This window comes from Peristeroidobacter agariperforans (assembly GCF_004138335.1).
GTDB classification, from domain to species: domain Bacteria; phylum Pseudomonadota; class Gammaproteobacteria; order Steroidobacterales; family Steroidobacteraceae; genus Steroidobacter; species Steroidobacter agariperforans.
Window position 1 is genome coordinate 1,458,719 of record NZ_RYFW01000001.1, and the last position, 22,584, is coordinate 1,481,302.

Consider the following 22,584-nt stretch of genomic DNA (forward strand, 5'->3'; position numbering starts at 1 on the left):
CCGGCGCTGCGGCCTTCGTCAAATGATCTCGAAGTACCGCGCCAGCTCCCAGTCCGTAATGTGCTTGCGGAACTCGCGCTCTTCCCATTCGCGGGTGGCGGCGAAATGATCGACGAAGGCGTCGCCGAAGTACTCGCGCGCCATGCGCGATTGTTTCAAACGCTGGGCGGCATCCCACAGGGTCCGTGGCAGCGCCAGCTGCTCGGGAAACTTATGGTCGTAAGCATTGCCTTCGACCAGTGGCTCGGGCTCGATGCGATGCTCGATTCCGTACAGCCCCGAGCCGAGCGCCGCGGCAAGAATCACATAGGGATTCGCATCCGCCGCCGCGACTCGGTACTCCACGCGTTGCGACTTCGCGCTGCCCGGAATGACTCGCAAGGCGCACGTTCTATTTTCGACACCCACACTTGAATCGGTCGGCGCCCAGAAGCCAGGAATCAACCGTGTGTATGAATTGACGGTCGGCGCCACCATGGCAAGCAGTTCCGGCATCAGCTTCTGCTGGCCGCCGACGAAGTGACGCATGGTCTCGCTCATCTGGTGCGGCCGGTCCGGATCGTAGAACACCGGCTTGCCGTCGCCGTCCTTCAGCGACAGGTGAATGTGACCGCTCTGGCCCGGCCAGTCGCGCGACCATTTCGCCATGAAGGTCGCCATCATGTTGTTGCGTTGGGCGATTACCTTGACGAACGTCTTGAACAGCGCCGCCTTGTCGGCCGACGCCAGCGCGCTGTCGAAAGCAATCGCCGCCTCGATCACGCCCGGCCCGGTCTCCTCGTGCAGCCCTTCGATGCCGAAGTCCATGGTTTCGCAGGTCGCTAGCAGGTGCCGATAGAACTCCGACGCGGTCGAATTGCGAATGACGGAATAGCCGAACCAGCCTGGCGCCATCGGCTTCAGATCGCGATAGTGCTTGGCGCGCACCGATTCGGGCGTCTCGTCGAAGAAGAACACTTCGTACTCGAAGCCCGCATACGGTTGGAAACCGAGCTTGGCCGCCTTGTCGAGCACACGGCGAAGCACGCCGCGCGGACAGACCTGCTCACCCGCGCCTGTGAACTCGCTCAAGAACAATAGATTGTCATCTTCGAACGGCAACGGCCGGCACGATTCGGGAAGGATGCGCACCGGCGCGTCCGGATAGCCCGTGTGCCAGCCGGTGAATTTCACATTGTCGTACAGCTGGTCCTGACAGTCCCAGCCGAGCACGACATCGCAAAAGCCGTAGCCGCTCTCCAATGCCGAAATGAATTTGGCGCGCGACATATATTTGCCGCGCATGATGCCGTCGATATCGAAGACGCCAACTTTTACATGCGACAGACCGCGCTGCTCGACGATGGCTTTGGCGTCGGCAGCGCTTTTGACCTGGCGGGGCTCCATCATGACGCGGTGTCAACCTTGGTAGTGCCGTAACCCTCGCGCTCCGGATGGCCGTGCTGTCCACCGGTGAGTGCGAACTCTTCCTCGGGCGACAACACGAGTTTGTGACGACCGATGAGCGCGAAGTACAGAACGCCGGCAACATACCAGGCCAGCGCCGAATACACGCCGGCCCGGTACACCGGATCCTGCAGCTGGTAGTAGAGTGTGACGATTGCAATGACAACCGTTGCCGCCGCGCCCGGAATGCCCAGCGGGCTGCGATAGGGTCGTTCGATGTTCGGCATGTTCTTGCGTAACAAGATGAACGCAATGCCCTGGAAGGCATAAGAGATCATTGCGCCGAACACCGCCATGTTCAGCAAAGTTGCGCCGATGATTGCGCCGCCTTTCTCTGCGCCGCGCGAGAACCAAACGGCAAGAATCACCGCGAGCCCGATCGACGCGCCGGTGAACAACGCGATGTGAGGAGTCTTGCGCGAGCCGTGCGTCAAAGACATGGCGGCCGGGTAGTAACCGGCGCGGGACAGCGAATATATCTGGCGGCCGAACGCGAAGATGATGGTGTGGAAACTCGCGATCAGGCCGATGACGGCCAGCAGCGCCAGCAGCTTGGCGATGTCGCCGGCGAAGATCACGCGGAAGCCATCGAGCAGCGGCTCGGCCGACGTGGCCAGCGAATACGAGCCGTGCAGCTTGCCTTCGTCGGCGGAGCCGATCGACGCATTCAGCAACATGATCATCAGTGCCGAAACCATCAGCGTGAACATGCCGAAGATCAACCCTTTGGGCATGTCGCGCTTCGGATCCACCGACTCCTCGGCGGCGAGCGGCAGCTCTTCGATCGCGAGGAACAGCCACACAGCGAACGGCAGCGCCGCGAGGACGCCGTGCCAGCCGAACGGCAGGAAGCTGCCGCCGCCTTGTGGCAGCTCGACGGGCTTGCCGTCCGGACCGGCGGCGATATTCAGCGCCCAGCGCGAAAAATCCGCGTGCGGAATCGCGCTGATCCAGAACACCACCAGCACCGCCAGCGCCATTACGGTCACGACGACAGAGATCTTGAAAGACAACTCCACGCCCGCGTAGTTGAGCAGCACGAACAGCAGATAACAGCCGATCCACCACAACGGCTGATACGCGGCAGGAGTTTCGAAAATGCCGGTGAGATAGGAGCCGATGAAGAACACGATGACGGCCGGCGTCATGATGTATTCGATGCTCTCGGCCAGGCCGGTGATGAAGCCGCCCCATGGGCCCATGGCGCTGCGGGCAAACGAGTAAGCGCCGCCGGTATGGGGCAGCGCCGGCGACATTTCCGCCAGGCTGAAGATCAGCCCCAGATACATGATCGCGATGATGATGGCGGCGATGAACAGGCCGCCCCAGCCGCCGGCGCCGATGCCGAAGTTCCAGCCGGAGAAGTGGCCCGAGATGACGGCGCCGACTCCCAGCGCCCACAGCGACCAGACTCGCGCGTGACGTTTCAGTCCACGCTTCTCGAAGTAATCCGAACTTGCGTTCTGATACGTGACGCCGCCGACCGTTTTCTTGTCTGTCATGCGATTCTCCCTGCACAAGGAATGCTAATCGCTCGCGACCCACATTCCTTGTAACTGTTGTTTTCGAGGATGAATGCGACCGATCGACTATACGCCGACGGCGCATGAATGGCGCAAGGGCAGGAAAGACCGGGAAGACTAGGAGGCGAGCTCGATCAGCGGGCGCTCGGTCGTGCCCGGTGTCGGTGCACGGGCGTCCTGGCTGGCAGCCATGGCGATGCGATTGCGGCCCTGGCATTTGGCCTTGTAGAGCGCCTGATCGGCCGCCTTCAGCAATGCATCCGGCCTGGCGTCGTCGAAGCCGGGCGTGCCCGGCGCGATCGCGGCGACACCGCCGCTGACGGTGATGCGTTCGCCGGCTTGACCGCACGGAATCGCCATCCGCCAGATCCGGCGGCGCAAGCGCTCGGCATACAGGCCGGCGCGATGAGCATCCATGCCCGGCAACACGACGGCGAACTCTTCGCCGCCGTAGCGTGCGACCAGATCGCCGCCCCGGCGGAAGCTTTCGTCCAGGGTGCGCGCGACCCGGCGCAACACCTCATCGCCATGGACGTGGCCATAGGTGTCGTTGAAGTGCTTGAACTCGTCAACATCTAGGAAGATCAACGACAACGGCAGCCGTTCGCGGCGGGCACGGCGCACTTCGCGATCGAGCACCCGGTCGAACTGGCGCCGATTGGCGATGCCGGTCAGTGGGTCGGCGGCGACCAGGCGCCGGAGGCGTCGATTGGCGGTTTCCAGCGCGAGCCGCACTCGGCTGAGCTCCTCGTTGCGCGCTTCCAGTGCCTGGGTGCGGTCACGGACCCGATTCTCCAAATCGTCACGGATTGTCTGCAGCTCGGACTCGGCGCGCTGGCGCTGCGCCAGCTCGAATTCCAGCTCCCGGGTGCGTCGGGCCAGGCGGGCGTGCAGGAACAGGGTCCGTGCCAGGGCGGCAATAGCCGTTAGTGCCAGGGCTGCGACCACTCCGATCGACAGATACGAGGTTACGTACTCGAGATCGAAGACAGTCGGCAGCTCCACGGATCTCCTGCGCTCGGTCGGGATGGGGCAATCAGAGCATAGTGGCCGCTTTTGCGGTATCGGACTTTACCAAACGCACTCGGTCATTCACTTTTGTCGTTCCGGCGGAATGCTTGACGCCTTGCACGTGGGTCGTGAAACTTGCCGGCCATTTACCGTTCTGATGAGACATGAGCAGCTCCGGCATCGATCGCGCTTTCGAGCGTCGCTTGGCGACGCTGATCAATACCCGCGAGCCGCGTGTCCTGCAGAACGGCCTGAAGGGCGTGGAAAAGGAATCGCTGCGCGTCTCCGCCGACGGCCGCATCGAGCACAGCCCGCATCCGATCGCGCTCGGCTCGGCGCTCTCTCACGAGCACATCACCACCGATTACTCGGAAGCCCTGATCGAGCTGGTGACGCCCGCGTTCGGCGAGTCCTGGCAACTGCTGCAATATCTATGCGACTTGCACCAGTTCGTCTACCGCCACCTGGGCGAGCAGCTGCTCTGGGCAACCAGCATGCCCTGCATGCTGACAGGCGATGATGAAATTCCCATTGCACGCTATGGCCGCTCGAACATCGGCCAGCTGAAAGAGGTGTACCGGCTCGGCCTGGGCAATCGTTACGGCCGGATGATGCAAGCGATTTCCGGCGTGCACTTCAATTACTCCTTTCCACAGCAGTTCTGGCCGGTGCTGGCCGAAGTCTTGCAAGAGCACCGGGCCGACGCGCATTTCATCTCGGAGCAATATTTCTCGTTGCTGAGAAATTATCGGCGCCACGGCTGGCTGATCCTGTACTTGTTCGGCAACTCTCCGGCATTGTGCAGCTCTTTCGTGCGCGGCCGCGATCATCAACTGGAAACATTCGCGCCCGGCACGCTTTATGCCCCGTACGCGACGTCGCTGCGCATGAGCGATCTGGGTTATCGCAACAAGAGCCAGGCCGGGGTGCAGATTTCGGTCAACAGTCTCGACGAGTATGTGCGCGACCTGACCGCCGCGGTCAGCACGCCGAATCCGGAATATCAGAAACTTGGCGTCAAGGTGGACGGCGAATACCGGCAGCTCAACGCCAACCTGCTGCAGATCGAGAACGAATATTACAGTTACATCCGTCCCAAGCGCGTGGCGCGCTCCGGCGAGCATCCGTCGCAAGCGTTGCGCCGCGGCGGTGTCGAGTATGTGGAATTTCGCGCGCTCGACGTGAGCGCGTTCGACCCGGTCGGCGTCAATCAGAACAAGTTGCGCTTCCTGGAGGCCTTCGCGGCGCTGTGTGTGCTGAAACAAAGCGATCGGATCGATGCCGGCGAGCAGGCGCACCTGGATGCCAATCACGCCATCGTGGCGCGCCGCGGGCGCGAGCCGGGGCTGCAACTAAACCGCAATGGGCGGCCTGTAGAGTTGCGCACCTGGGCGCTGGAGCTCATCGACTCGATGCGCGGCATCTGCGAGCTGCTCGATCAAGGCGATGAGCGCAAGCCGTACACGGCCGCGTTGGACTTGCAACAGACCAAGATCGACGACGTCGATCGCACGCCGTCGGCGCGCAGTCTGCAAGAATTGCGCACGACAGGCGAGAGCTTCGCGCAGTTCGCGCTGCGGATGTCTCGCGTGCACAAGGCTTACTTCGTGGACCTGTATCCGCCCAACGAACAGCGCCTGGCGGAATTCAGTGCCGAAGCCGAACAGTCGCTGGAGCGACAAGCTTCGGTCGAAGCCGCCGACGACATGACTTTCGACCAGTTCCTGAGCAAATATTTTGAGCGGTAGTCTCGCAAAGGTCGCACCTTTGGCGAGACGTATCGAAAGTGCCCCGGCCGCTTTCGATCGAGAATGAGTTCGGCGCCCGAGCAGATCGTCAGCGGATCAATTTCAAATGGCTCGAGCGAATCCGGATATCGCAGCGCCGCGATTTAGCGGGTGAGTTTTATTTTTCGCCCCGACTAGCACAAGTTAAAAGCGAGAGTTACATTCGACTTCTGGCCAGCGCGTTGGTCGCTTGAACATAATAGAGCGATTTCAAACGTGTCCCCACGTCTGTCGAGTGTCTCGCGCACGGAAGTCTCAACGAAGACGACCTGAGTCCCCAAACTGAGAACTGCGCACGCTTTTACGGTCGGGTGAGAAATAACATGGGCAGGTTTTTTTCATCCGAAGCCGCGTGAGAGCGCTCCGCCGACTGACTTTTATGAGCACACTAATCAAACCCGTCGTCAGCCAGATCAGCGGAGGATCCGCGGCCAACGCCGATCAACTCGGCGCCTTGACCGTGCCGGATATCGGTATCGACACAGTGATCGAGCCAACCATCGAATCGACCGGGGGCTGGGATGCCTACGAAGTATGGCGACGCCTGATCAAGGACGCGCGCGATCGTCGCAAACATCATCAGGATTCGAACTAATCTCGGAAGCCGTCGCCAGAACGAGTTACGCAGGCGGTGCAGACGCGCCGCCCCAGTCCGCTTACGCGTTGCAACTCCAGCGCGGCTTTCCGCGCCTGAAGTTCGACGATCCTGACCTGGAGCGGCGCTTCCGGCGCGCGCATCTCGCCAAGAATCGTGCTCAGATCAGTCGCAATCTGATGCTGGGCATCGGCTTCGTCATCGGCTTTTCGGCGCTCACGCACGTGGTGTTGCCGGGCGCCGTGCACGGGCCGCTGGATCTGATCCGCCTCACCGTACTCGGGCCGATCTTTCTGATCGCGCTCATCCTGGTACACAGCCGGCTGTATCAGCGCTGGTATCCCATCGTATGTCCCTACGGCGCCATGCTCTTCGGCGTGGGTGTCGTGGTGCTCGCGGTCATTGCAGCCAGCCAGGGCATCAGTCTGATCGCCTCGGTCGTGCTGGCCATGATCTACAACTATCTGATGCTTGGCCTGGCGTTCCGGCCGGCATTGAGTGCTTCGCTGCTGGTGCTGGTGTCCTATCCCATCATCGCGACGCTCGCCGGCCTGCCGGCGTCACAGCGACTGGTGGATGTAGGTGTATTGCTGTTCTCCAACGCCATCGGCGCGATCGTTTGCTATTCGCTGGAGCGCGCCAACCGCACCAACTTCCTCGAATCGCAGTTGCTGATCGAAACGGCGCGTCGTGATGGATTGACCGGCATCGCCAATCGGCGCACGTTCGACGAGCACCTCGACCGGGTCTGGGCGCAGGCGGCTCGCGAAGGCCGGCCGCTGACCTTGCTCATGATCGATATCGATCATTTCAAATCCTATAACGATCGCTTTGGCCACCAGGCGGGCGATGAGTGCCTGCGTCGCGTCGCCTGGTCGTTGAGCAGTCATGCACGCCGGCCGTTGGATATCGCCGCCCGTTACGGTGGCGAAGAGTTCGCGATGGTGCTCTACGACGCGAGCCGTCAGCATGCGGAAGATATGGCGCGGCAGATCCAGGCTGGCATCGAAGCTCTCGCCATCGCCCACGCGGCGTCCCCTGTGTCGGGCAAGCGCTTGACGGTGAGCATCGGCATCGCCTGTGTCCAGCCCATGAGCGATCGCAGTCACTACGGATTCATCCAGCTCGCGGACGAGGCGCTGTACGCGGCCAAGGAGCGCGGCCGCAATTGCATCGTCATCATGGACAAGGAATACGGCGAGCTCACCACTGGCTCATTTCGCAAGGAAGCTTCGGCCGAAGCCGGCGCCGCGCACTGAGAAAAAAGGCTGTCAGCGCGTCTTCCCACGCATTGGCCTGGCATGCCAGCGGTGTCATCGCTGCTGCCGATACTTTGATCTCGAAACCCTATTGGCCTCGGTCTTGCAGGTGCTCCTCGTGCGGCTATGATCGATGCATCTCGCTGCCGTTGGCAGCTTCCATCCATCGATCGACCATTACAGGGGCCCGGCAGCTTCGGTGCGGGCGGCGAGTGTTGTCATGCCTCAGAAAATAAAGAGCCTGCTGATCGCGAATCGCGGCGAGATCGCCATTCGCGTCATGCGTGCAGCCGCCGAGCTCGGCATCCGCACCGTCGCGATCTACTCGCAGGAAGACCGCTTCTCATTGCACCGCATGAAGGCGGACGAGAGCTATCTGGTCGGCGCGGGCAAAACGCCGGTCGAGACGTACCTGGATATTGCCGACATCGTGCGCATCGCGAAGGCTGCGCAGGTCGATGCCATTCATCCCGGTTACGGCTTTTTGTCCGAGAATCCCGAGTTCGCAGAAGCCTGTGCTACCGCGGGTTTGATTTTCATCGGCCCGACGCCGGAGATCATGCGTCGCCTGGGCAACAAGGTGATGGCGCGCAACCTGGCGGTGTCGGCCGGCGTGCCGGTCATGCCGGCCACTCCGCCGTTGCCGCGCGATGATGCAGAAACATTGCGACTCGCTCGGGAAGTCGGCTTTCCCGTCATGCTCAAAGCGAGCTGGGGCGGTGGCGGTCGTGGCATGCGCATCGTCGAGAGCGAGAAAGAGCTGCCCGAAATGGTGGCGACAGCCCGGCGCGAGGCCAAAGCGGCTTTCGGCAACGACGAGGTTTATCTCGAGAAGCTGGTTCGTCGTGCTCGCCATATCGAGGTTCAGCTGTTAGGCGACGCGCACGGCAACCTGGTACACCTGTTCGAGCGCGATTGCACCGTTCAGCGCCGCAATCAAAAGGTCATCGAGCGTGCGCCGGCCACGTTCTTCAATGCCGAGCAGCGCCGGTCGCTGTGCGAAGAGGCGCTCAAGATCGGTCGCGCGGTGCGATATCTCAATGCCGGCACGGTGGAGTTCCTACAGGACGCGGACAGCGGCAAGTTTTATTTCATCGAAGTGAACCCGCGCGTGCAGGTCGAGCACACGGTGACTGAAGCCGTCACCGGCATCGATATCGTGCGCGCGCAGATCCGGATCGCCGAAGGGGCGAAGATCGGCGATGCCGACAGTGGCGTGCCGAAGCAGGAAGACATCCGACTCAATGGCTACGCGATGCAGTGTCGCGTGACCACGGAAGATCCCGAAAACAACTTCATTCCTGACTACGGCCGCATCACCGCCTATCGCAGTCCCGCCGGTTTCGGCATCCGTCTCGATGCGGGCACCGCATATTCGGGCGCCATCATCACGCGCTCCTACGATTCGCTGCTGGTGAAAGTGACGGCGTGGTCGCCGACACCGGCCGAAACCATTGCGCGCATGCATCGCGCATTGTGGGAGTTCCGCGTGCGTGGCGTGGTGACGAATCTGCGCTTCCTCGATCAGCTGATCCTGCATCCGCAGTTCGCGTCCGCGGAGTACACGACCAAGTTCATCGATCAGACCCCTGAGCTGTTCCGTTTCCCTCGCAAGAAGGATCGCGCCTCGCGTCTGTTGAACTTCATCGGCGATGTCGTCGTGAACGGTAATCCCGAAGTGAAGTCGCGTCCGAAGCCGCAGAGATTGGCGCCGCCCAAGCTGCCGAAGGTCGAGCTGCCGCCGCCGGCATCCGGCACCAAGCAGAAGCTCGACGAGCTGGGGCCCGAGAAGTTTGCACAATGGATGCTCGAGCAGAAGCGCGTGCTGCTCACCGACACGACGATGCGTGATGCGCATCAATCGCTGCTCGCGACGCGCTTCCGCACTTATGACATGAAGGCCATCGCGCCGTACTACGCGAGCCTGCTGCCCGATCTGTTCTCGGTCGAGTGCTGGGGCGGTGCGACGTTCGACGTCGCAATGCGCTTCCTCAACGAATGCCCGTGGGAGCGGTTGCAGGAATTCCGCAGCTCGATGCCGAATCTGCTGCTACAGATGCTGCTGCGTTCCGCGAACGCGGTCGGATATACCAATTATCCCGACAACGTCGTGAAGTATTTCGTGAAGCAGGCGGCGCAGTCGGGCATCGACTTGTTCCGCGTGTTCGATTCGCTGAACTGGGTCGAGAACATGCGCGTCGCCATCGATGCCGTGCGCGAATCAGGCGCCCTTTGCGAAGCGGCGATTTGCTACACCGGGAATCTGACCGATCCGCGCCAGACCAAGTACGACTTGAAGTACTACCTGTCGATGGCGCACGAGTTGAAGTCGGCCGGCGCGCATATTCTCGGCATCAAGGACATGGCGGGCTTGTGCCAGCCGCGCGCCGCTTACACGCTGGTCAAGGCGTTGAAGGAAGAGGTCGGCTTGCCGGTGCACTTCCATACGCACGACACGAGCGGTATCGCTGCGGCGAGCGTGCTTGCAGCAGTCGATGCGGGCGCCGATGCGGTCGATGGCGCGTTGGACGCGATGAGCGGCCTCACTTCGCAGCCCAACCTGGGTTCTATCGTCGAAGCTCTGCGTCACAGCCCGCGAGATCCCGGACTCAATCCGGAGAACCTGCGCGTGCTGTCCGGCTACTGGGAACAGGTGCGTCACTGTTACAGCGCGTTCGAGAGCGATCTGCGCTCGGGCGCGTCCGAGGTGTACGTCCATGGCATGCCCGGCGGACAGTTCACCAACCTGCGTGAGCAGGCGCGCTCGCTCGGCATCGACGATGTGCGCTGGCCGGAAGTGGCTCGCGCCTATGCGAAGGTGAACGAGATGTTCGGTGACATCGTGAAAGTCACACCGACGTCCAAGGTCGTCGGCGATATGGCGATCATGATGGTCACCAGCAATCTCACCGCCGAGCAGGTGCTCGATCCCGATACTGAAATCGCCTTCCCCGAATCCGTCGTCTCGCTATTCCGCGGCGATCTCGGCCAGCCGTACGGCGGTTTCCCCTCGGCTCTGCAAGAGAAGGTGCTGAAGGGTGTGGCTCCCATGACCGGCCGGCCCGGCGAGGTGCTGGCGCCGATCGATCTGAAGAAGGCGCGCGATGAAGCGCAGGGCAAAACCTGGCGCGAGATCACGGATGAGGAATTCGCGTCGTACTTGATGTACCCGAAGGTCTTCCTCGACTACATGAAGAACCGGCTCGACTATGGCCGTGTCAGCGTGTTGCCGACGCCGCTGTTCTTCTATGGCATGGAGCCGGGCGACGAAGTCACAGTCGACATCGAACGCGGCAAGTCCCTCATCGTTCGCTTCGTCGCTGTGAGCGACAGCCATGAAGATGGCACGCGCACGGTGTTCTTCGAGTTGAACGGTCAGCCGCGCTCCGTGAAGGTGCCCGATCGCAGCCAGGTCGCGCTGAAGCCGCCTCGTCGGAAGGCCGAGCCTGCCGATGCGAATCACGTTGGCGCGCCGATGCCTGGGACGGTCGCTACCGTGGCTGTTCGGCAAGGAGACAAGGTGAAGCGCGGCGATGTGTTGTTGACGATCGAAGCGATGAAGATGGAAACGTCGGTTCGGTCGGATCGTGACGCGACGATTGCCGAGGTCGTTACCAAGCACGGGGAGACGGTCGACGCGAAGGATTTGCTGATCGTGCTGGCCTGAGCTTTCAAGAAGAGCGTTGGACGGTGGGAGAAGTGTCAGGCGCGAATGCGCAGCTGACCTTTCGGCGGCGTCGGGAGTGTCCTAGCTCTTTCCGGCAGCTTCGAACAGGAGGGACCTTGTCGGAGCAGTGCGCCCAGGAACGGGACCCAAGGAATCCGCGCGAAGCGCGAGTGACGCGGAGCACGGTGCCGGAAAGAGCTAGGACGCTCCCGGCGACGCGGACCACCCAGGCCTCTTAATTCCTAAACTACCAAGCCCCGATCGAGTCAATCGACACCGGCGCCCCCACCGCAAATCCCTGCACGAAATCCACGCCGATCTGCCGCAGCTTCTCCATCGCTTCCAGACTCTCGACCGACTCCGCCACCACCTTCTTCCCCATCACATGACCGATGTCCGTGATCGATCGGACCATCTCATAATCGATCCGGTCCGCGACGATATTGCCGATGAAGAGCCCGTCGATCTTGAGATAGTCGACCGTCAGCGCCTTGAGGTACGCGAATGACGACACGCCGCTGCCGAAGTCATCGAGCGCAAACGCGCAGCCCAGCTCCCGCAAGCCGGCGATCAGTTGATTCGCTCGCGTGAGGTTGCCGATGGCGGCCGTTTCGGTGATCTCGAAGCCGATCCGCTCCGGTGGCACGCTCAGTTCGACGATCGACTGCCGGATGAACTCCTGCAGCTGAGGATCGCCCACCGAGTCGCCCGACAAGTTGATGAAGATGCGCGACACTCGCTCGATCTGCGAGCGATGCGTGGAGATCCATTGCAGAGCGGTCGTGATCACCCATCGATCCAGGCGCAATGAAAGGTTGTAGCGTTCGACCGCCGGCAGAAACGCGCCGGGCGGCACGACGCGGCCCGACTCGTCTCGCATGCGAACCAGCAGTTCGTAGTTGCGCTTGGCTTGCCGGTCGCCCTGCAAGGGAACGATGGGCTGCGCTTCGAGAAAGAAACGGTTGTCGTTGAGCGCTCGCTTGACCCGCGCGACCCACTGCATTTCGCCGTGACGTTGCGCGACCAACGAGTCGTCTTCCTCGTAGACGTGAATGCGATTGCGCCCCTGATCCTTGGCCGCGTAGCAGGCCGCATCCGCCGCTTGCAGAACTTGCGTGACCCGTCGGAAGGTCGGCGTGACCGGCACGAGGCCAATACTCGCGCCCACCGAGAATGTGCTATTTCCCCACACAAACGCGTGGTGCTCGACCGCCTTGAGCAGGCCGTTCGCGACCATGATGGCGTCGTCGACGCCGCAATCGTGCAAGAGCAGGCCGAACTCGTCGCCGCCCAGGCGCGCCAGTGTGTCATTGCTTCGAACGCGACCCTGCAGGACTTGCGCGAGCTGCCGGAGCAGCTCGTCGCCGGCGATGTGGCCGCAGGTGTCGTTGATGATCTTGAACTGATCCAGATCCAGGTAGCAGACCGCGTGCTGCGCGCCCGACTGTACCGAGTCCAACGCTCGTTGCAGTCGCAGCTCGAACTCGCGCCGGTTGATCAGGCCCGAGAGCGCATCGTGACTGGCTTCATACGATAACTGCCGCGACAACTCGTGCGCTTCGGTGATATCGGTGAGCGTGCCTTCGTAGTAGATGGCCTGACCATGTTCGTCACGCACCGCGCGAGAGTTCTCCAGCACGACGATCTTGCGGCCGTCCTTGCGCTTCAAGACCAGCTCGGCGTTGCGGATCTCGCCGGCGGCCGCCATGTTCCGCAGCCAGTTCTCCCGCTCCTCGGGATACATATAAAGGTCGCGCTCGATGTGCAGCTCCAGCAGCTCATCCTCGCTGGCATAGCCGAGCAGGCGGACCAGCGCCGGGTTCGCCGCCATGAATTTGCCGTCCGGCGTGGTCTGGAACACGCCGGCGACGACGTTTTCATACAACTCGCGGTAGCGAGTCTCGGACGCCTTCAAGGCCAGCAGAGTGTGGGTGCGCTCGGTGGCGTAGCGCAGCGCCTTGTTCAGCAGTGTGCTGACCACCTGTTGTTTGATCAGGTAGTCGAGCGCCCCGCGCTCCACCGCCTCGATCCCCAGGTCCTCGTCGACCTGGCCGACCAGCACGATGATGGGCCGGTCGCCGGCCTTGGGCTGCAGGCGCAGGAATGTGGTCAGCCCCAGGCTGTCGGGCAGGTGCAGGTCGAGCAGGATGACATCGGCGCCCGGACCGATCTGGCCAGACGAGCCCGGGCGCAGTCGGCCCAGCCCCTCGGCCAGGGTGCGAGCCACCTCCAGTTCGAACGGCTGATCGCGGATCAGAGCCAGTTCCTCGCGGAACAGTTGCTCGTCCTCGGCGTTCGCATCGATGAGCAAGACGGTTGCAGGCATGCGGGCGGGGAGTATATCGCGGGCAGCACTACTTCCAGTGCTGCTGCCATGCGTGGTTAGATCGGAACCCTATGACGCTACTGCGAGTCGCCGAGCCCCAAGAAGAGCGCGCACACAGGCTGGAGCGTGAATTCCAGGCAGTGCTGGACGCCGCGGTCGATGCCGTAGTGCTGTTCGATCACGAGGGGCGCATCGAGCTGTTGAACCATGCCGGCGAGCGCATGTTCGGTTACAACGAGCAGGAGGTCATCGGGCTGAAGGTCAACATCCTGCTGCCCGAGCCGTACCGCTCCCAGCACGACGACTACCTGCGTCATTACATCGAGGCCGGCGAGCCTCGCATCATCGGCATCGGTCGCGAGCTGCTCGCCAAGCGCCGGGACGGCAGCGAGTTCTCCGCCGAGCTGGCGGTCGGCCGCGTGCAGGGCACGGACCCGCCGCGCTTCGTCGGTTTCATTCGCGACATCACCGTGCGCCGGAACGCCGAAGAAGCGCTCCGTCGCAGCGAGGCGCAGCTGACCATCGCGCAGGAGATCGCGAACCTCGGCAACTACGTCGTGCACGCCGACGGCAAGTTCGAGGACTACTGGTCGCCGCACTTGTATCGGGTGTTGGGCCGGCGCTATGGCGAGCCTTACATCGGGGTGTACGAATATCTGGAGCCGATGGTTCATCCCGCCGATCGCGCGCGCTGGCAAGCGGCGCGCGACGAGCTGGAGACCAGCGCCCGCTCCATGGATATCGAGTATCGCGTCATCCATCCGGATGGGTCGCTGCGCTACGTGCACCACATTGCTCAAACAACACGGCGTCCGGACGGGCGGGTGTTGAGGCAAGTGGGCACGTTGCACGACATTACCGATCGTCGCCGCGCCGAAGACGAAGCGCGCCAGATGCAGGACCGAATCGCACACTTCGGGCGTATATCCACGATGGGCGAGATGGCAGCCGGTATCGCGCACGAAGTGAACCAACCGTTGACCGCAATAGCGACCTACGCGCAAGCCTGTCAGCGGCTGATTGCCGCCAACGACTTCTCGCAGGAAGAAGTGGAGGCGGCGCTCAATCACATCGGCGCACAGGCATTGCGCGCCGGCGAAGTCATTCGCAGACTGCGCACGTTCGTGAAGAATCGGGAAGTGCGGCGAGAGTTGATAGAAGCGAATCGCTTGCTCGAGGACGTGGTGACGCTCGCGCAGACCGACGCGCGACACAACGGTGTGCGGCTCGTGCTCGAGCCCTCGCCGCTGTCTCCGCAAGTGCAGGCGGACGCGGTACAGATTCAACAGGTGGTCCTGAACCTGGTTCGCAACAGCATCGATGCGATGTTGACGGTGCCCGAAGTGCGCCGTGAGATTCTGTTGCGCACCTCGGTGGACAGCGAAGGCGACGTCGAATTCATGGTGGCCGATCGCGGCACTGGCGTCGATCCGGCGGCGATGGCCGAGCTGTTCAATCCGTTCTTCACCACCAAGCCCGGAGGTACCGGACTCGGCTTGTCGATCAGCCGATCCATTGTCCGGGCCCACGGCGGCAAGCTGTGGTGCAGCGCCAATCCCGGCGGCGGAGCGCGATTCTTTTTCACACTGCCGGCCGTGCCGGCGTCAGCAGGGAGTCAGCAATGATGAGAGCGAGCGTCACCAACCAGCGGCCCACGATCTTCGTCGTCGACGATGACTCGGCGGTGCGCGACGCGCTGAAGCTGCTGCTTCGGTCGGTCGGGCAATCGGTCGAGACGTACGGCGCGGGCTCGGAATTCCTCGAGGCGTACAGCGAGGACCGCCCTGGTTGCCTGGTGCTCGACATTCGCATGCCGGGAATGTCGGGGCTGGAGCTGCAGCAGAAGCTGAACGAAAAACATTCGATATTGCCGATCATTTTCATCACTGGACACGGCGATGTGCCGATGGCGGTGGAGGCCATGCAGGCCGGCGCGGTCGACTTCATCCAGAAGCCGTTCCGCGATCAGGACCTGATCGACCGCATCAACCAGGCGCTGGAGAAGGACACCAGCAATCGCGCCGCGCTCGGCGAGCGCAACGACATCCGTCGCCGATTAGAAACGCTGACGCCTCGTGAGCGCGAAGTGCTCGATCTGGTCGTGCACGGTAAAGCGAACAAGGTGATCGCCGGCGACCTGAAGCTGAGTCAGCGCACCGTGGAAATCCACCGCGCGCGCGTGATGGAGAAGATGCAGGCGTCCTCGCTCGCGCACCTGGTGCGCATGGTGCTGGAAGTCGGCCAGGTTTGAGGGCGCGCATTCGCGCATGTGGTGGATATGATTTTGCTGAACTGACGGTGGCTTGCGACAGGTCGACGACGCGCGTTGTCGACCCTAGAAAAAACCCTTAAAACCCTGCATGAAGCAGCGTTCAGCAACGCTGTCTTCCTTAAGTACAAGTGCGACTTTTTCACGGGTGGCGGTCGGCCAAGATAACGGCATGCGACCACGGCCCACAGGCGAGTCCACCGCCCCCAATCCTCCCTTCGGCTCGGGCCTACTTTGTATGGTGGCCGTGGCCGCTTTCTTCTCAGCGCACACCGAACTTCTATTCTTGTGTCGTACCCCCGCCCCATCGTTGCAGTAATCGAAGCCGACGCAACGGACCGCCGAATGCTTTGTTCTATGTTGAGTAAGCTGAACGCGGATGTTCAGGACTACGACAGCGCTGAAAGCTATCTAGCGTCGCCGCTCGGAATTCGCGGCAGTTGTCTGATCACCGACATGGCCTTGCCCGGCATGTCGGGCCTGGACCTGCTGAAACGCCTGCGCGCGAATCACGCGTCCACGCCGGTTATTTTGCTGGGAGAAGATGCGGATGTGCGCGCCGCGGTGGCGGCCATGCGCGAGGGGGCGGTGGACTTCATCGAGAAGACGCACGTGGACCTGTCCATCGTGCGTCGCGTCGCCTACCTGCTAGATCATTCGCAGCACGCCACCGATGCCACGGGCGTGCACTGATCCGACTACTGCAGCTCTACTCGCGGATCGAACGGCAACTCGCGTTGCATACGTTCGTATAGCTCGCGCGCCTCCGGCGTATCGGCAGGGGGCAATACGATCTTCAACACTACGTATTGATCTCCCGGTGTCGCGCCCGGTAGTCCGCGGCCTTTGAGTCGCATGCGTTGTCCCGCTTTCGCATTCGCGGGAATGCGCAAGTCGACCGGCCCTGCCAACGTCGGTGTCGGCACAGTCGCGCCGAGCGCCGCTTCCCACGGCGCCACCGGCAGCGTCAAAGTCACATCGCGGCCTTCGACTTGAAACAACTTGTGCTTGCGGAAGCGCACTTCGAGATACAGATCTCCGGAAGGCCCGCCGCCGTGACCGGGACTGCCTTGACCGGCGAGGCGAATGCGCTGGCCTTCGACGATGCCTTGCGGGATCGTGATCTTGAGCGTGCGCGCCGCGCCTTGTCCGCTCTTCAGCTCGATGGTCTGCGTGCCGCCGCTGAAGGAATCCTCCAGATCGATTTCGATCGCGGCGACTTGATCGTCGCCCGCCATCGCGAAACCCCGTCCGCCAGCGCCGCGCGCGCGAGCGCCGCCGCGGGCAGCACCGCCGAACAGCGACGAGAAGAAATCGCTGAAGCCGCCTTCCTGGTCGCCGAACGCATTCGAGAACTCGAAGTTCTGGCCCCAATCCGGCGGCGGGCGGAATTCCTGGCCCTGGCGCCAGTTGCTGCCCAGCTGATCGTAAGCGGCGCGCTTCTGCGGATCCTTCAGGACCTCGTAAGCTTCCTGCACTTCTTTGAAGCGGGCCTCGGCATCCTTTTCCTTGCTCACGTCGGGATGATATTTGCGCGCGAGCCGGCGATAGACGCGCTTGAGCTCGTCCTGGCCGACGTCGCGGGCGACGCCCATGATCTTGTAGTAATCCTTGTATTCAGGCACGGCGAAACTACACCTCACGCCCGATCAGTGTCGGGCCGTTGCAAGCGACCGATACTAATGCCGCCCATGGCAGGGGGCACGGATTGTCCGTGTATGGCGACGTAAATGGCGCTTGCAACCGCGCTTTCAAGCGCGCCGGGTGAGGCTAACGACGACGTGTCGGGGTCGGCTGGAGATTTTTCAAGCAGAGCAGGCCGAACAGCAGCGCCAGGAAGCCCGGGCCGGCTGCGCCACCGCCGCCGCCACTGCTACCAACCCCTTCACTGCTGTCCACCCCGCCATCGCTGGACGGAGCCTGTACGGGTCCGGCCAAGTCCACTTCGGCCTGCGTGATGATCGTGCCTGTGCCGTGATTGTTGTTCGGATTGTTGTCGTTGGCCGCGCTCACTTCGACTGTGATCGCGCGTGACATCGCGACGGCGCTGCGCAGAGAAACATTGACGATGGCTGAGTTGCCGCCGGGGATCTGGCCGAGCTCGCACATGATGAGGCCCGCGCCACTGGTGCACGTGCCACCCGACACCGACGCGTCCACGATAGTGAGATCCGAAGGCAGCGCGATCTCGGCGCGCGCGTTTGCGGTCGTCATCCCGCCGCCGTTGCGGACAGTCAGGCTCCATGAGAATTCTTTATCGAGCGAGCGCTGTACGGAGCCGAGATTGCCGTCCACTTCGACATCGGCATTCGGAAGCGCGGTGATGCAGCTCGCGCTCGCGACTCGCGATTGCACGACGCTCAAGCTGCACGCGGAGAATTTGTCGTTGCCGTTGATGGCCGAGGCCATGAGGTACTGCTGGGCGGGCACGCCGCCGCAGGCCTGGCTGGCATCGCCGTCGTGAGGCGCGCCCAGGCTATGAGCAATTTCGTGAGCTGCGATCAACGATTCGACCCAGCGAGAGTTGCTCGACTCGGTCAGCCCCGCGCCGTACTGGCGATCGCAAACCGAGCCGACGAATGCGATGCCCACCGTCGAGCCATCCAGATTGCGGCCCGTGAACAAGTGCGTCAGGCCGCGCGAATTCAACGACCGCGAGCGCTTGCGCAGGTCGCCCAGTTCGTCGAGTAGCGACGAAGCCGACGTAGTGGCCGACAGCGAGTCGCCGATGTCGATGGAAGGAACGCTGATCTCGATGCCGAGCTGCGAGCTGAAGATGCCGTCGACGTTGTTCAGTCGGCGCAGGATTTCCTCGCGCGCCGCCGCGTCGTCGCCGAAGCGGTTCATGAACAGTCCGTCGCCGAGCGCGGAGATCTCGAGGCGTTTGGTTGCGCCGACCGCCTGCATGATGGCGGGCGACCCCTTCAACTCGCCGAGCATGGAGTTGTAGGCGTCGGAACCTTTGCTGGCAGCGTTGCTCGTGTCGGAGCCGCACGAAGCCGCACCGGCAGTCATCACGACATCTTTGAGCCGAAAGATGGCCGTGGCGTTCGGATCAGCCGACGTATTCGCAGGCAGCGAATCCTGTAGCTCGTCCACTGGCTCGATGACATAGAGCTCGGCGCCATCCCAGAGCATGCCTTGGATCTTCCCGTCTGCCATCGACAGGCGCGCCCACGAGCCGGAGGCGCCGTTGACGCGACCTCGATACAGCGCCAGAGCTGAAGAGCCGGACTTGCTTTGGAGCAGCGACGACAGCTTATCGTTGGGCTCGAGCGTCACGACGAAGCGTCGACCGTAGGCGTCGAACTGCAGCTCGCGCGCTTGTGAAGACTTCTGCTGGCCCGCGGCGCTGCTGGGTGCGGCGAGCTGAACGGGCTCGAAGTACAGAATCTGCGAGTCGGCGCGATCCAGCGCAAATGCGCAGCCCGTCACACCGCTGCAAATGGCTGCAGCCAGCCAGTGAAGGCATCCGCCGAACCGCTCGATGGCGTCGCTGCGCGTGCTGCCTCCCATTGCTGTCTGAACCCGCTGTAGTGATGACGGCGCACCTTTTCGCACAGGGTTCTTGCACCCACAACGGCGCCAACTGCCCATTTCCGCGAGGACGCGATGTGGATCACGCGCGAGTTTTCATAATTGGGATGAAGGTTCGATTTCGGCAGCGTGCCCGAATCGCCTTATAAAGCTGCGGGCTGCACCAAACACGCGCGCCGCGCGGGAGCTGCGCGCTAAACTGGTGCGGCCGCGATCGGTTTTTTACCGGCAGGCGGCTGGTAAGCTGCAGGCTAGCGGTTGCGTTCGGTCGCCGGTTCGCGGCATAGAACGTGCATTGCAAAGCTTCGCCGCGGTAGTGCAAGGTTGTCTGGCCACGCCACGCGACCCGGCGGAAAAGAGAAACCTTAGCGCAAGCGAGACAGGAGCCACGGGGAATGAAACTCATCAGCGCAATCATCAAGCCGTTCAAGCTCGACGACGTTCGTGCCGCGTTGTCGGAAATCGGCGTGTCTGGCATGACAGTGACCGAGGTCAAGGGCTTCGGCCGGCAGCGCGGTCACACCGAGCTGTATCGTGGCGCCGAGTACGTGGTGGACTTCGTGCCCAAGACCCGTATTGAAGTGGCGGTGAAGGATTCGCTGGTCGACCAGGTGACCGAAGCCATCATCAATGCCGCCAAGACCGGCAAGGTCGGCGACGGCAAGATCTTCATCACCGACCTGGAGCGCGTGCTGCGTATCCGTACCGGCGAAGCGGACGATCAAGCACTGTAAACCGCACCGAAGCGACAGGCGGCGAGCGGCGCCGCCTGTAAATCGTGCCGTTCCGTCACGGCAGTATTGACTCATTGGTCCAGAGCGGCCGCGGTCCTAGAATGCCGGCATGACCGGCATCATTCGATTCCATGACACTGGCGGTCCCGACGTTCTGCGTTGGGAATCCATCGAACTGGGCGAGCCCGGACGCGGCGAAGTTAGGCTGCGGCACGGCGCCGTCGGTGTGAACTTCATCGATGTCTACGAGCGCAACGGCCTCTATCAGAAGCCGCTGCCCTCGAGCTTGGGCAAAGAAGCAGCCGGCGTCATCGAAGCTGTCGGTCCCGGCGTAAAGCACGTGAAAGTCGGCGATCGCGTCGCCTATGCGCAAGGCTCGGGCGGTTACTCCGAAGCGCGCATCATCTCCGCCGAGGATCTGGTCAAGCTCCCGGACGCCGTCGACGACCAGGCAGCCGCCGCTTCGACGCTGAAAGGGTTGACTGCGCACATGCTGCTGCGTCAGGTCTACCGGGTGAAGAAGGGCGATGCGTTGTTGATTCACGCTGCCGCCGGCGGCGTTGGATCGATTCTCGTGCAGTGGGCGCGTCATCTCGGCGCGACTGTGATTGCGATCGTCGGATCTGCCGCCAAGGCGGACCTGGTGCGCGAGCTCGGTGGACAGCATGCGCTGCTCAGCGACGACGATTGGGTTGCCCAGGCCAAGGCGATCACCGGCGGACGAGGTGTCGCGGTCGCTTATGACTCGGTTGGCAAAGACACCTTCATGCGCTCGCTCGACACCATCCGTACGCGCGGCTTGATGGTGAGCTACGGCAACGCTTCCGGCGCACCGCCGGCCATTTCGCCGCTGGAGTTGTCGAAGCGTGGCTCGCTGTATCTGACCCGACCCACGATGTTTCATTTCACTTCGACGCGCCAGACGCTGACCCGTGCGGCGAATGAGGTGTTCGACCTGATGGCGCGCGGCGTGATCAAGGTGCAAATCGGTCAAACCTATCCGCTCAAAGAAGCGGCTCGCGCGCACGCCGATCTCGAAGCCCGCCGTACGACGGGCTCGACCGTGTTGCTACCTTAGGCAGACGTGATGGCAGCCCAGCGCGGCTGCGATGACACGCGGTCGCACCAGCTGCGAATGTTCGGATAGGGCGCGAGATCGAAGCCGCCTTCGTGCGCGACGTGCGTGTACGCGTACAGCGCGATGTCGGCGAGCGTGAACTGATCGGCGACCAGATAGTTGCGCTCGCGCAAACCGTCTTCGAGCACGTCCAGCGCCGCATAACCGCTCTTTTTCTTCTCGATGAGCTTTTCGCCAAGCTCGACGCGCGTCTTGCCGAGCATCTTCAGCCAGAAGCGCACCGTGCCGATGTTCGGCTCGAGGTTGTACTGCTCGAAGCACAGCCACTGCCACATGCGCGCACGCTGGTAAGCGTCCTCGGGGATCAGCGCCGAGCCTTCGGCCAGATAAGAAATGATCGCGTGGCTCTCGGCCAGGCAGCCTTTTTCCGGAATTTCCAGCACCGGAATGCGGCCGTTGGCGTTCTTCGCCAGGAATTCGGGTGTGCGGGTCGCGCCCACTTTGATATCGAGCTCGATCAGCTCGTACGGCAGCGCCAGTTGCTTGAGCACCAGGCGTACTTTGTAGCCGTTGCCGGAGGGCAGATAGTCATACAGGCGGTACATCGTCTCTCCAATCATCATCGTCGCAGGCGTGGGTTCCAAGAACGAGCTCAAATGAATGAGCTCGTCCCCGAAAACATCCTGCCCCGTGATGTTTGCAGAGAACTTTGGTCGCCCGGTGTCGGGCGCCGAAGCGTGCGGGTCCTCGTCAGGCGCGGAGCGTGGTCGCTCCCCGCAACATGGCTAGTGCACCGCTGCGCACGACTTCGAGTACTTCGCCGAGATTCCCCGCTTCGGCAATGAACCTGTTGATCTGCGCTTCGCTATCGGTCAGTTCGACGGTATAGCTTTCTGGGTCATCCGACAAGACTCTACCGCCTGCCTTTTGCACAGCGGAGTTCACCGCCGCCAGCTGTGAGCCCGACACGCGCAGTTTGAGTAACAACAACTCGCGCTCCACGTGCTGGTCGCGCGTCACGTCGTCGACGTTGACCACATCGATGAGCTTCAGCGACTGATTGACGATTTGCTGAACGACCGCCTCGGTGCCAGTGGTGACCAGAGTGAGGCGCGATACCGTCGGATCTTCGGTCGCCGCGACGTTCAACGACTCGATGTTGTAGCCGCGCGTGGAGAACAGGCTGGCGACGCGCGTCAGGGCGCCGACTTCATTCTGTAACAGGATGGAGACGATGTGGCGCTTGCGGGAGCTCATCGCGGATCCTTTCGAAGTGGCGGGGGCGGTCCAGGCCCCGGACTGGGGGGTCACTATAGTAGTCATCGGTTTCGCTGGAGCGGTCCAGAAGCGAA

General features: G+C 62.4%; 17 protein-coding genes. 9 read left to right on the plus strand and 8 right to left on the minus strand.

What is annotated here, in order from left to right; genetic code table 11:
- Positions 1-18: 18 nt before the first annotated feature.
- The 3 genes from EK373_RS06315 to EK373_RS06325 form a co-directional block, all read right to left on the minus strand.
- The gene (locus tag EK373_RS06315) at positions 19-1,389 is read right to left on the minus strand and encodes a glutamine synthetase family protein (RefSeq protein ID WP_129641867.1); all 1,371 of its coding nucleotides are present in this window, start codon (positions 1,387-1,389) and stop codon (positions 19-21) included.
- Positions 1,386-2,948 carry an ethanolamine permease gene (gene eat / locus EK373_RS06320; RefSeq protein WP_129641868.1) on the minus strand — a complete coding sequence of 521 codons (1,563 nt, stop codon included), beginning with the start codon at positions 2,946-2,948 and terminating at the stop codon, positions 1,386-1,388. The genes EK373_RS06315 and eat overlap by 4 nt, the downstream gene beginning before the upstream one ends.
- A 138-nt stretch (positions 2,949-3,086) precedes the next feature.
- The gene (locus EK373_RS06325; protein ID WP_232831028.1) at positions 3,087-3,917 is read right to left on the minus strand and encodes a GGDEF domain-containing protein; all 831 of its coding nucleotides are present in this window, start codon (positions 3,915-3,917) and stop codon (positions 3,087-3,089) included.
- A 227-nt stretch (positions 3,918-4,144) separates the two neighbouring features.
- Between EK373_RS06325 and gshA the strand changes: the two genes are divergently transcribed.
- The 4 genes from gshA (at position 4,145) to pyc (ending at position 11,288) form a co-directional block, all read left to right on the plus strand.
- On the plus strand, positions 4,145-5,728 hold the full coding sequence (gene gshA / locus EK373_RS06330; RefSeq protein ID WP_198683101.1) for a glutamate--cysteine ligase: 1,584 nt from the start codon (positions 4,145-4,147) through the stop codon (positions 5,726-5,728).
- 418 nt (positions 5,729-6,146) lie between these two features.
- Positions 6,147-6,362, plus strand: a complete 216-nt coding sequence (locus EK373_RS06335; protein WP_129641870.1) for a hypothetical protein — start codon at positions 6,147-6,149, stop codon at positions 6,360-6,362.
- Positions 6,363-6,430: 68 nt separating this feature from the next.
- On the plus strand, positions 6,431-7,621 hold the full coding sequence (locus EK373_RS06340) for a GGDEF domain-containing protein (RefSeq protein WP_157994248.1): 1,191 nt from the start codon (positions 6,431-6,433) through the stop codon (positions 7,619-7,621).
- 220 nt (positions 7,622-7,841) lie between these two features.
- Positions 7,842-11,288 carry a pyruvate carboxylase gene (pyc, locus tag EK373_RS06345; RefSeq protein WP_129641872.1) on the plus strand — a complete coding sequence of 1,149 codons (3,447 nt, stop codon included), beginning with the start codon at positions 7,842-7,844 and terminating at the stop codon, positions 11,286-11,288.
- Between the two features lie 247 nt (positions 11,289-11,535).
- Here pyc and EK373_RS06350 read toward each other — a convergent pair whose 3' ends face one another.
- Positions 11,536-13,614 carry an EAL domain-containing protein gene (locus tag EK373_RS06350; RefSeq protein ID WP_129641873.1) on the minus strand — a complete coding sequence of 693 codons (2,079 nt, stop codon included), beginning with the start codon at positions 13,612-13,614 and terminating at the stop codon, positions 11,536-11,538.
- Positions 13,615-13,685: 71 nt separating this feature from the next.
- On the opposite strand from EK373_RS06350, the gene EK373_RS06355 reads away from it, so the two are divergent.
- From EK373_RS06355 to EK373_RS06365, 3 genes are all read left to right on the plus strand, one after another.
- Positions 13,686-15,239, plus strand: coding sequence for a PAS domain-containing sensor histidine kinase (locus tag EK373_RS06355; RefSeq protein WP_129641874.1), 1,554 nt, complete (start codon positions 13,686-13,688; stop codon positions 15,237-15,239).
- Positions 15,236-15,865 carry a response regulator FixJ gene (gene fixJ / locus EK373_RS06360; protein ID WP_232831029.1) on the plus strand — a complete coding sequence of 210 codons (630 nt, stop codon included), beginning with the start codon at positions 15,236-15,238 and terminating at the stop codon, positions 15,863-15,865. Before EK373_RS06355 ends, fixJ begins: the two co-directional genes overlap by 4 nt.
- Positions 15,866-16,171: 306 nt before the next feature.
- Complete coding sequence (locus EK373_RS06365) at positions 16,172-16,576, plus strand: response regulator (RefSeq protein WP_269813168.1); 405 nt, start codon at positions 16,172-16,174, stop codon at positions 16,574-16,576.
- 5 nt (positions 16,577-16,581) lie between these two features.
- Here EK373_RS06365 and EK373_RS06370 read toward each other — a convergent pair whose 3' ends face one another.
- Both EK373_RS06370 and EK373_RS06375 read right to left on the minus strand, forming a co-directional pair.
- Positions 16,582-17,508: a DnaJ C-terminal domain-containing protein gene (locus EK373_RS06370; protein WP_232831031.1), complete on the minus strand. Its 927-nt coding sequence runs from the start codon at positions 17,506-17,508 to the stop codon at positions 16,582-16,584.
- Positions 17,509-17,653: 145 nt separating this feature from the next.
- Positions 17,654-19,399: a M12 family metallo-peptidase gene (locus EK373_RS06375; protein ID WP_198683103.1), complete on the minus strand. Its 1,746-nt coding sequence runs from the start codon at positions 19,397-19,399 to the stop codon at positions 17,654-17,656.
- A gap of 416 nt (positions 19,400-19,815) precedes the next feature.
- On the opposite strand from EK373_RS06375, the gene EK373_RS06380 reads away from it, so the two are divergent.
- Both EK373_RS06380 and EK373_RS06385 read left to right on the plus strand, forming a co-directional pair.
- Positions 19,816-20,154, plus strand: coding sequence for a P-II family nitrogen regulator (locus EK373_RS06380; RefSeq protein ID WP_116807733.1), 339 nt, complete (start codon positions 19,816-19,818; stop codon positions 20,152-20,154).
- A gap of 109 nt (positions 20,155-20,263) precedes the next feature.
- Complete coding sequence (locus EK373_RS06385) at positions 20,264-21,232, plus strand: quinone oxidoreductase family protein (protein WP_129641877.1); 969 nt, start codon at positions 20,264-20,266, stop codon at positions 21,230-21,232.
- Here the strand turns inward: EK373_RS06385 and EK373_RS06390 are convergent.
- The gene (locus tag EK373_RS06390) at positions 21,229-21,837 is read right to left on the minus strand and encodes a glutathione S-transferase family protein (RefSeq protein WP_129641878.1); all 609 of its coding nucleotides are present in this window, start codon (positions 21,835-21,837) and stop codon (positions 21,229-21,231) included. The two genes, EK373_RS06385 and EK373_RS06390, sit on opposite strands and share 4 nt — an antisense overlap.
- A 145-nt stretch (positions 21,838-21,982) precedes the next feature.
- Entirely contained in the window at positions 21,983-22,489 is a 507-nt protein-coding gene (gene ilvN / locus EK373_RS06395) for an acetolactate synthase small subunit (RefSeq protein WP_129641879.1), read from the minus strand.
- Between the last annotated feature and the right edge of the window lie 95 nt (positions 22,490-22,584).

What these genes read in the sequence shown, in the direction of transcription:
- EK373_RS06315 (WP_129641867.1), bottom strand. Translation starts at nt 1,389, where the DNA reads ATGATGGAGCCCCGCCAGGTCAAAAGCGCTGCCGACGCCAAAGCCATC.
- eat (WP_129641868.1), bottom strand. Translation starts at nt 2,948, where the DNA reads ATGACAGACAAGAAAACGGTCGGCGGCGTCACGTATCAGAACGCAAGT.
- gshA (WP_198683101.1), top strand. Translation starts at nt 4,145, where the DNA reads ATGAGCAGCTCCGGCATCGATCGCGCTTTCGAGCGTCGCTTGGCGACG.
- EK373_RS06335 (WP_129641870.1), top strand. Translation starts at nt 6,147, where the DNA reads ATGAGCACACTAATCAAACCCGTCGTCAGCCAGATCAGCGGAGGATCC.
- pyc (WP_129641872.1), top strand. Translation starts at nt 7,842, where the DNA reads ATGCCTCAGAAAATAAAGAGCCTGCTGATCGCGAATCGCGGCGAGATC.
- EK373_RS06350 (WP_129641873.1), bottom strand. Translation starts at nt 13,614, where the DNA reads ATGCCTGCAACCGTCTTGCTCATCGATGCGAACGCCGAGGACGAGCAA.
- EK373_RS06355 (WP_129641874.1), top strand. Translation starts at nt 13,686, where the DNA reads ATGACGCTACTGCGAGTCGCCGAGCCCCAAGAAGAGCGCGCACACAGG.
- fixJ (WP_232831029.1), top strand. Translation starts at nt 15,236, where the DNA reads ATGATGAGAGCGAGCGTCACCAACCAGCGGCCCACGATCTTCGTCGTC.
- EK373_RS06375 (WP_198683103.1), bottom strand. Translation starts at nt 19,399, where the DNA reads ATGGGAGGCAGCACGCGCAGCGACGCCATCGAGCGGTTCGGCGGATGC.
- EK373_RS06380 (WP_116807733.1), top strand. Translation starts at nt 19,816, where the DNA reads ATGAAACTCATCAGCGCAATCATCAAGCCGTTCAAGCTCGACGACGTT.
- EK373_RS06385 (WP_129641877.1), top strand. Translation starts at nt 20,264, where the DNA reads ATGACCGGCATCATTCGATTCCATGACACTGGCGGTCCCGACGTTCTG.
- EK373_RS06390 (WP_129641878.1), bottom strand. Translation starts at nt 21,837, where the DNA reads ATGTACCGCCTGTATGACTATCTGCCCTCCGGCAACGGCTACAAAGTA.
- ilvN (WP_129641879.1), bottom strand. Translation starts at nt 22,489, where the DNA reads ATGAGCTCCCGCAAGCGCCACATCGTCTCCATCCTGTTACAGAATGAA.